6 protein-coding genes are annotated in these 6786 nt (G+C 63.6%); 4 read left to right on the top strand and 2 right to left on the bottom strand.

Features of this window, described 5'->3' with window-relative positions; genetic code table 11:
• Nucleotides 1–25 precede the first annotated feature (25 nt).
• From EN914_RS14175 to EN914_RS14160, 4 genes are all read left to right on the top strand, one after another.
• Complete coding sequence (locus EN914_RS14175) at nt 26–382, top strand: hypothetical protein (RefSeq protein WP_024501714.1); 357 nt, start codon at nt 26–28, stop codon at nt 380–382.
• A 32-nt stretch (nt 383–414) separates the two neighbouring features.
• On the top strand, nt 415–561 hold the full coding sequence (locus tag EN914_RS14170; protein WP_263499075.1) for a hypothetical protein: 147 nt from the start codon (nt 415–417) through the stop codon (nt 559–561).
• A gap of 274 nt (nt 562–835) precedes the next feature.
• Nucleotides 836–1825 carry a TAXI family TRAP transporter solute-binding subunit gene (locus EN914_RS14165; RefSeq protein WP_024501713.1) on the top strand — a complete coding sequence of 330 codons (990 nt, stop codon included), beginning with the start codon at nt 836–838 and terminating at the stop codon, nt 1823–1825.
• 86 nt (nt 1826–1911) lie between these two features.
• A complete protein-coding gene (locus EN914_RS14160; RefSeq protein ID WP_024501712.1) occupies nt 1912–3969 on the top strand; it encodes a TRAP transporter permease in 2058 nt (685 codons plus the stop codon).
• A 296-nt stretch (nt 3970–4265) separates the two neighbouring features.
• Here EN914_RS14160 and EN914_RS14155 read toward each other — a convergent pair whose 3' ends face one another.
• Nucleotides 4266–4511: a MoaD/ThiS family protein gene (locus EN914_RS14155; RefSeq protein WP_024501711.1), complete on the bottom strand. Its 246-nt coding sequence runs from the start codon at nt 4509–4511 to the stop codon at nt 4266–4268.
• A complete protein-coding gene (locus tag EN914_RS14150; RefSeq protein ID WP_024501710.1) occupies nt 4499–6769 on the bottom strand; it encodes a xanthine dehydrogenase family protein molybdopterin-binding subunit in 2271 nt (756 codons plus the stop codon). Before EN914_RS14150 ends, EN914_RS14155 begins: the two co-directional genes overlap by 13 nt.
• Nucleotides 6770–6786: the final 17 nt, after the last annotated feature.

The raw sequence follows: 6786 nt of genomic DNA, 5'->3' as shown, positions 1-6786 counted from the left end.
TCACAAGGCTTAGGAGAGGCTTCGGATGAGAAACGCAATCTGCCTCGCATTGACTGCGGCAGTGGCTGGGTGCGCGACCTCCCCGGTCGACTATGAGGCGTCGCTTTCGCAGCAGGACCAGAAATGGGCCTCCCCGGCATGCCAGCAGGCCCGCAGGGCGGCTTCGGATTACGAGGCTCGCGAGAAAGAGCATCCGGGATGGGGTTTCGGCGTCCTGCTTGGTCCATACTCGATGGGGCTCGTAGCAGCCATCAAGGAGCATGAGCAGAAGCAACGAAAGCTGTTCGCCCGCGAAGTGCACCTGCAATGCTCAAGCCTGCCGCTGCCGAAGGAACTGCAGGGCGATTTGAACCCTGCCGTACCGCCGACCAAGTATCCATAGACTGCCGCGCCTTCCGGGCGGAAGGCGCCGGGGTGGCCGCCGTCATTGGCGGCACCTCGATCTTCGGGGGCCGCGGTGTCTACACCGGCACCATCCTCGGCGCCCTGATCCTGACCGTGCTGACGACGCTCTTGACCATCCTGCAGATGCCGGAGGGGGCAAGGCGACGGCTTATTTGAGGGTTGTGGAGGGAGAGATAGGGGCGGGTTGAGGTGAATGGCTGCGTTTGGGCCGAATTCAGACAGGCAGCTTTTTGGCGCAAGGATGCGAACTACTGCCGTTCAACCAATGATAAAGGCTCAGATCGAATTTTGGTGCTTCTTCAAAATTTGCACCTATTGAGGATGCGCCACGGCCAGCCCGCGAGGACCGATCCGCTCTCAAAAAGCGTGTACAGGTTGACAACACCTTGGCCGCTGCAACATCCTGCCGGTTTTTAGACTGGGAGGTAGCATGACTATTTCGATCAACCGCCGCACCTTTTCCATAGGCGCGGGCGCTCTGGCTTTGGCTGCGGCCGGATTTTCGCCGGCACGCGCGCAGCAGGCGTTTTTCCGCATCGGCACGGGCGGAACGTCCGGCACCTACTATCCGGTGGGCGGCCTGATCGCCAACGCCATCTCGGCAACCGGGGCGGCCGGCGTCGAAGGCTTGGTCGCCACCGCCACGTCCTCCAACGGTTCGGTGGCCAACATCAGCGCCATCCAGTCGGGCGCGTCCGAATCGGGCTTCACGCAATCCGACGTCGCCTACTGGGCGCATTCGGGCACCGGCCTCTATGAGGGCAAGCCCAAGGTTGACGACCTGCGCCTCATCGCGACGCTTTATCCCGAGACGATCCATTTGGTCGCGCGTGCCGACGCCGGCATTAAGTCGGTGGCGGATCTCAAGGGCAAACGCGTCTCTCTTGACGAGCCGGGCTCCGGCACCATCGTCGATGCGCGACTTGTGCTTGGCGCTTACGGTCTGGCTGAAAAGGACGTGCAGCCCGAATATCTCAAGCCTGGCCCGGCCGGAGAGCGGCTGCAGGATGGCGCCATGGACGCTTATTTCTTCGTCGGTGGTTATCCGACCGGCGCAATCGTTGAGCTTGCCACCACCAACAACATCACGCTGGTGCCGATCACCGGCCCCGAGGCCGACAAGCTGCTGTCCGAGCAGAAGTTCTTCTCCACCGATACCGTGCCGGAAGGCACCTACAAAAATGTCGGCGAAACCAAGACCATTTCCGTCGCCGCTCAATGGGTGACCAGCGCCAAGCAGACCGACGACCTCGTCTACAAGATCGTCAAGTCGCTTTACAGCGACGAAACCCAAAAGGCCCTGCAGGCAGGCCACGCCAAGGGCAAGCTGATCACGCTCCAGAACGCGGTTACCAGCGCTGGCATTCCGTTTCATCCCGGCGCAGAGAAATTCTACAAGGAAGTCGGCACCCTGAAATAAGAGGCATTTGGACCGGCTGACAACAACGAGGCGGAAGGGATGCTTTCCGCCTCTTTTGTCTGGAAATTCAGGACACGGAACCGGCCATGAGCGATGACGACAAGATCAAGCTTTCCGCAATGGAGTTCGATGAGGAGAGCGCTCGCGAACTGGAGGAGAAATTCGACTCCGAAATCCGCTTCCGGCCACTGACCCGTGTCGCGGGCTGGCTGGTCGGCTTCCTCCTGGTGGCGCTGTCACTGTTTCACTACTACACCGCCGGTTTCGGCCTACTGCAGGAAATGCTGCACCGGGGCATCCACCTGTCGATGGTGCTGGCGCTGATCTTCCTCGTCTTCCCGCTGGTGAAGAAAAGCTACGACCAGCCCGCGCGGTCCAGCCTCCTGCGGCCGCTCGGCATACCCCTTTTCGACTGGCTGCTGGCGATCGCTGCGGTCGTCGTCGTCATGCACGTGCCTATGATCCCGCTCGACGACCTTGCCTTCCGCGTCGGCAATCCCACGGCGCTCGACGTGGTGTTCGGCCTTATCCTCATCCTGCTTCTGCTGGAGGCGACGCGCCGCTCCGTCGGCATCCCGCTGCCCATCATCGCCGTCGTCTTCATGGCCTACGCGCTGTTGGGGCGGTACATGCCGAGCATTCTGGTGCACCCCGGCGCGTCCGTCTCCCAGCTTGTCGATCACCTTTATCTGACGACGCAGGGCATCTACGGCATCGCGCTCGGCGTCGTCGCCACCTACGTCTTCCACTTCGTGCTGTTCGGCGTCTTCGCCACCCGCATTGGCCTCGGCCAGCTCTTCCTCGACTGCGCGGCGTGGGTCGCCGGCCGCTACGCCGGCGGTCCCGCCAAGGTGTCGATCTTCGGCTCGGCGCTGTTCGGCATGATTTCCGGCTCGTCGGTCGCCAACACCGTTACCGTCGGCTCGCTGACCATCCCGGCGATGATCAAGCTCGGCTACAAGAAACATTTCGCCGCAGCGGTGGAAGCGGCGTCCTCGACCGGCGGCCAGGTGACGCCGCCGATCATGGGCGCAGCGGCCTTCCTGATGATCGAATTTCTCGAACTGCCCTACACGACCATCATCCTTGCCGCCATCGTGCCCGCCTTCATGCACTTCTTTGGCGTGTTCATGCAGGTGCATTTCGAGGCCAAGCGAACCGGCCTCAGGGGGCTCAGGCCGGACGAGATGCCCGATGTCGTCGAGGCGCTGAAGCGGGACTGGCCGACGATCATCCCGCTCGTCGTTCTCATCGGCGTGCTGCTCTCGGGCTACACGCCCTACATGGCCGCCTTCTGGGGCATCACCTTGTGTATTCTCGTCGGCTTGCTCAATCCGCGCCGGCGCATGTCGGTCGCCGACATCGTGACGTGTCTGCGCGACGGCGCCAAATATGCGCTCGCAGTCGGAGCCGCTGCCGCAACCGTCGGCATCGTCGTGGGCGTCGTCACCCTGACCGGAGTGGGCTTCAAGCTGTCCTACATCGTCACATCGACGGCCGGACACCTTTCCCTTCTCTTCGGCACCTTCATCCCCGAGGCGATCTTCTCGGCCCAGGGCCTGACCCTATTGTTCACCTTGATCATGACTGGCGTCGTCTGCATCCTGATGGGCTGCGGCATCCCGACGACCGCGAACTACATCATTATGGTGACGATCGCGGCGCCGGCGCTTGTCATGCTCGGCACCGAGCCGATCGTCGCTCACTTCTTCGTGTTCTATTACGGACTGCTGGCGGACATCACGCCACCGGTGGCGCTGGCGGCGTACGCCGCCGCTGGCATGGCGGGGGCGGACCCGTTCAAGACCGGCAACACCGCCTTCCGGCTTGGGATGGGTAAGGCACTGGTTCCTTTCGTGTTCGTCTTCTCACCGTCCCTGCTGCTGGTGACGAAGGATTTCACCTGGCCGAACTTCTTCCTCGCCTTTTTCGGCTGCGTGCTGGGCATCACCTGCCTGGGCGCCGCGCTATCGCGCTATCTTCTGGTGCGCACACGCCCATGGGAAAACGTGCTGCTCGTGTTCGCCGCCCTGCTTCTGGTGGCACCCGAACTCTATTCCTCGCTACTCGGCGTGGCGCTTTTGGTCCCGGTCCTGCTGCGCCATTGGAACGCACGCCACACTGAAGAGGCGCAACCAGTCTGATCAGCGCCGCACCAACGCAATCCTTCCCGGGGTTTCGACGTCGCGCATATGCGGTGGGCGGACGGAAAGATGAGAGGGCCGACCATCGAGTCCATGACATTCCGCTGCGGGTTCTCGGCGCCGAGCGAGCTTCAGCCTAGTCGCGAAGATGTCCGCTCGTGAGAAGAGGCGATGAGCCGTGGCGATGACCGGCATGGGGCGCAAATCAGACCCTCCTCCCGGTCGAATCCAACAGCGGCTTTTGGCCTTCTTAGAATTACGGTGACAGTGCACCTTTTACCCTGCCATGTGTCCGCCTATCCCCCCGCCAATCGCGGCAGCAGAAAAATCTCCGCCCCCTCCGGCAGCTTCTTCGACCACGTATCCCGATAGATCGTCCCGTCGATCGCAACGGCTATGCCTTTGTCGATCAAGGGCTCGAGGCCGGGATACTGTTCAGCCAGCTTCCTGAACAGCTCCCTTATGTCCTTGGCCTCGATCTCGACCTTGCTGTTGCCTCCGGCGGTCGCGGCGAGCGAGCCCCAGAGCGTTACTTCGACCATTCCCGTTCCGCCTCGATCGCGGCAAGGATGCGCGGCGGCGACATCGGGATGTGCGTCATGCGCACGCCCGCGGCGTTCGACACCGCATTGGCGATCGCCGCCAGCGGCGGCACGATCGACGTCTCGCCGACGCCGCGCACCCCGTAAGGGTGGTTAGGGTTGGGGATCTCGAGGATCTGGGTGTCGATCATCGGCAGGTCCGAGCAGACCGGGATGCGGTAATCGAGGAAGCCGGCGTTCTGCAGCCGCCCGTCCTTGCCGTAGATATACTCCTCGTTGAGCGCCCAGCCGATGCCTTGCGCGGCGCCCCCCTGGTACTGTCCCTCGACATAGGTCGGGTGCACCGCCTTGCCGGCGTCCTGCACGACCGTGTAGCGGATGACCCTGGCGGCCCCGGTATCGGGATCGACCTCGATATCGCAGATATGGGTGGCGAAGGAGACGCCGGCGCCATCGGCGACGAGCTCGCTGTGGCCGGCGATCGGCCCGCCGGTCTTGCCCGACTCGACCGCGATCTCCTTCAGCGACAGCTTGCCGAGATTGCCGTGCTTCTCGCCCTTGGCGATCGCGTGGCCCTTCTCCCAGACCACGTCGTCGACGGCAATGTCCCACATCTGCGCGGCGCGCTCGCGCAGGATCTTGATCGCGTTGCGAGCGGCCGAGATCGTTGCCATGGAAGAGGAGAAGGTGCCGCGGCTGCCGTCCGTCATGTCGTTGTAGCCGAGGCTGGACGTGTCGGCGACGATCGCCTTGACCTGAGAATAGTCGATGCCCAGTTCCTCCGCCGCCACCAGCGACAGCGACGCGCGCGAACCACCGACGTCGACTGTGCCGACGGCAAGCGAGACCGAGCCGTCCATGCCGATGTTGAGGTCGGTGCAGGTCTGGCCGCCGAAGTTGAACCAGAAGCCGCAAGCCATGCCGCGGCCCTGGTTCTTGCCCAGCGGCGCCTTCATGTGCGGATGGCTCTTCACCGCCTCGAGCGTCGGGCCGATGCCGATCGGGCCGTAGACCGGACCGTAGGAGGACCGTGTGCCTTCCTGCGCGGCGTTCCTGATCCGGAAGTCGACCGGATCCATGCCGATCTTCTTGGCCAGCTCGTCGACAGCGCTTTCCACCGCGAACGCCGCCATCGGCGCCGAGGGCGCGCGATAGGCCGCGGTCTTCGGCCGGTTGACCAGCACTTCGTAGCCGACCGTCTTGACGTTATCGAGCTTGTAGCAGGCGAACGCGGTCATGGCGCCGATCTCGGCCCAGGAGCCGGCATACGGGCCGCAGCTGTAGCGCAGCGTCGCTTCGGCGGCGGTGATCGTGCCGTCCTTGCGGGCGCCGATCTTGACGTCGATCGAGGTGGCGCTGGTCGGGCCCGAGGCGCGGAACACCTCGTCGCGGGTCATCACCAGCTTCACCGGCCGTCCTGCCTTGCGCGACAGCGCCAGCGCCACCGGCTCGGCCCAGACATGGGTCTTGCCGCCAAAACCGCCGCCGATCTCCGAGGAGGTGACGCGCAGTTTCGAGGCTTCCATGCCAAGCAACTGGGCGCAGTGCTGGCGGTAGACGAAATGGCCCTGCGTGCACACCCAAAGGTCGGCGGTGCCGTCGGAACTGAAATTCGCCACGCAGGCATGCGGCTCGATATAGCCCTGGTGCGTCTGCTCGGTCTTGAAGGAGCGCTCGACAATGAAGTCGGCCTGCCCGAAACCCTGATGGACATCGCCATGGCCAAACTGGCTGCGCTTGGTGACGTTGGAGGGTTTTACCGGTTTTTCCTCAAGGCCCTCGGTGAAGATGGCATCATTGATCAAGGGCGCCGTGTGCTTCGCCGCCTCGTCGACATCGGTGACGTGCGGCAAAAGCTCGTACTCGACCTCGATGAGCTTCAGCGCCTGCCTGGCGGTGCGGGCGTCGATAGCGGCGACCGCGGCCACCGCGTGGCCGTCATAGAGCGCTTTCGTGCGCGCCATGCAATTGTCGAGGACGTCGTACATGGCGGCATCGCCATCGGTGAGGTCGGGCAGGTCGGCCGCGGTGATCACCGCCTTGACGCCGGCGAGCTTTTCCGCTTTCGACGTGTCGATCTTGACGATCCTGGCGTGGGCGTGCGGGCTTCTCAGAACGCGCCCGACCAGCTGGCCGGCCATGTTGAAGTCGGCGCCGTAGCGCGCGCGGCCCGTCACCTTGTCGATGCCGTCGGGACGGATCGGACGTGTGCCGACGGAGGCGAATTTACGTCCGGAAAAACGTGGATCGAAATTCATCTCAGGCTCCCTTCATC

Source organism: Mesorhizobium sp. M7A.F.Ca.CA.001.08.2.1 (assembly GCF_003998455.1).
GTDB lineage: Bacteria > Pseudomonadota > Alphaproteobacteria > Rhizobiales > Rhizobiaceae > Mesorhizobium > Mesorhizobium ciceri.
The sequence above is the reverse complement of the archived record's forward strand: the minus strand, read 5'-3'. Positions and strand labels throughout refer to the sequence as shown.